The following is a 2,363-nucleotide window of genomic DNA, read 5'->3' on the forward strand; positions in this document are numbered from 1 at the left end:
GGACTGCGGCATAGTCAGTGAGAAATTAAGCGAAAAGCTGGATGAAACCGATCCAATCGAGCAGAATTATTATCTTGAGGTTTCATCACCTGGAGCAGAACGTCCCCTTAAGAAGGACAAAGACTTCCAAAAAGCGATTGGGAAACATGTTTACATAAAAACATATGAACCAATTCTTAATGAAAAAGAGTTTGAAGGAAAGCTTCTAGAGTTTGACGGCACACAAGTAACACTAGAAGTTAAAATCAAAACAAGAGTTAAATTAATCGTCATTCCGTATGAAAAAGTTGCAAAAGCACGCTTGGCCGTTACATTTTCCTAAAAGATAAACGTAGGAAAACGTCAAAATTTTTATGTGAATGCATAAGGGGGATCAACCATGAGCAAGGAGTTACTTGATGCTCTCTATATTTTAGAAAAAGAAAAAGGCATATCAAGGGATATCTTAATTGATGCCATTGAAGCTGCACTTATATCGGCATACCGCCGTAATTTTAACCAAGCACAAAATGTTCGTATCGACATGAACTTTGATAAGGGATCGATGAGAGTCTTTGCCCGTAAAGATGTTGTTGATCAAGTATTTGATGCAAGGTTAGAAATCTCTGTTGAAGAGGCCCAATTAATAAACCCGAATTATATGCTTGATGATGTTGTAGAAATGGAAGTAACGCCGAAAGACTTTGGCCGCATTGCTGCTCAAACGGCTAAACAGGTTGTTACTCAACGCGTGCGCGAAGCTGAACGCGGCATTATCTATTCCGAATTTATTGATCGGGAAGAAGACATCATGACGGGTATTGTACAACGCCAAGATTCACGTTTTATCTATGTCAGCTTAGGTAAAATAGAGGCGCTTCTACCAATCAACGAACAAATGCCAAATGAGTCTTATAAACCTCATGATCGTATTAAAGTTTTTATCACGAAGGTTGAAAAGACATCAAAAGGCCCTCAAATCTTTGTTTCACGTACACATCCTGGTTTGTTGAAACGGTTATTTGAGATTGAAGTACCAGAAATTTTTGATGGTACAGTTGAAATAAAATCAGTAGCCCGTGAAGCAGGAGATCGTTCGAAGATATCTGTTCACTCAGATAACGAAGAAGTCGATCCAGTAGGTTCATGCGTTGGTCAAAAAGGACAGCGTGTCCAAGCGATTGTTAATGAGCTTAAAGGCGAAAAGATAGACATTGTCAAATGGTCAGAAGATCCAGTTGTATTCGTAGCCAATGCATTAAGCCCTTCTAAGGTGCTTGAAGTACTGATTAAAGAAGACGACAAAGGAACGACCGTTATCGTACCTGACTATCAACTTTCCCTTGCTATCGGCAAGCGTGGACAAAACGCTCGTCTTGCTGCTAAACTAACAGGCTGGAAAATTGATATTAAGAGTGAGACAGAAGCCCGCGAAGCTGGAATCTATCCACTTGAAGATCAAGAACCGCTGCTTAGCCAAGACAGCTATGATAACGATGAAGACTTTGATGTTGAAGAATAAGTAAGAGGTGATCGACAATGAATAGCCGAAAGAAAATACCGATGCGCAAATGCATTGCTAGCGGTGAAATGAAGCCGAAAAAAGAGCTAATTCGTATCGTACGATCTAAAGAAGGGGAAGTCAGCATTGATCCCACAGGCAAAAAGTCTGGGCGTGGAGCCTACTTGACGCTTGACCGGGAAATCATTTTGTCAGCACAGAAGAAAAATGTGCTGGCGAATCAACTCAGCGCACACATCGATCCTTCCCTTTATGAACAATTACTTGCAATAGTGGATAAGGAGCAACAGTGACCATCATGATCCAACAAAAGTGGATGTCTCTATTAGGTTTGGCCAATCGAGCGCGTAAATTGATTTCTGGAGAAGAATTAGTGCTAAAAGATATCAGAAACGGCAATGCCAAATTGGTGATTTTAGCTGCCGATGCTTCTAAGAATACAGAAAAAAAACTAACTGATAAATGCATCTTCTATAAAGTTCCTCTCAAAAGAGTCGATAATCGGGAATTACTGGGAAAAGCAATAGGCAAGGAAGCACGTGTCGCCGTTGCAGTTCTGGATGAAGGTTTTGCTAAAAAACTCCAAACGTTGCTCGATTGAATTTTTCCGGGGGTGAACGTATGACTAAAATGCGCGTGTACGAATATGCAAAAGAGAAAAATGTTTCAAGTAAAGACGTAATAAATAAACTCAAAGAAATGAACATAGAGGTATCCAATCATATGACAGCATTAGACGATTCTACGGTTAATAAATTAAACGATACATTAAATAAAAATCAATCAAATACAGCAGACAGCACAAACAGCCAGCCGGCTTCAAAAGTCGTTGAAAAATACGAAGAAGAAGCGAATGAAAAAG

5 protein-coding genes are annotated in these 2,363 nt (G+C 39.7%); all 5 read left to right on the forward strand.

What is annotated here, in order from left to right:
- The coding region (gene rimP / locus AC52RT_RS07440; RefSeq protein ID WP_495540155.1) for a ribosome maturation factor RimP at positions 1-322 on the forward strand (322 nt) is incomplete at its 5' end.
- A gap of 57 nt (positions 323-379) precedes the next feature.
- A complete protein-coding gene (nusA, locus tag AC52RT_RS07445) occupies positions 380-1,501 on the forward strand; it encodes a transcription termination factor NusA (RefSeq protein ID WP_340849715.1) in 1,122 nt (373 codons plus the stop codon).
- Positions 1,502-1,518: 17 nt separating this feature from the next.
- Positions 1,519-1,794: an RNase P modulator RnpM gene (gene rnpM / locus AC52RT_RS07450; RefSeq protein WP_040374839.1), complete on the forward strand. Its 276-nt coding sequence runs from the start codon at positions 1,519-1,521 to the stop codon at positions 1,792-1,794.
- 5 nt (positions 1,795-1,799) lie between these two features.
- Complete coding sequence (locus tag AC52RT_RS07455) at positions 1,800-2,102, forward strand: YlxQ family RNA-binding protein (RefSeq protein WP_040374856.1); 303 nt, start codon at positions 1,800-1,802, stop codon at positions 2,100-2,102.
- A gap of 20 nt (positions 2,103-2,122) precedes the next feature.
- Positions 2,123-2,363 (forward strand): translation initiation factor IF-2 N-terminal domain-containing protein (locus AC52RT_RS07460; protein WP_495540156.1); only part of this gene is annotated, 241 nt, incomplete at its 3' end.

This window comes from Peribacillus sp. (genome assembly GCF_059453735.1).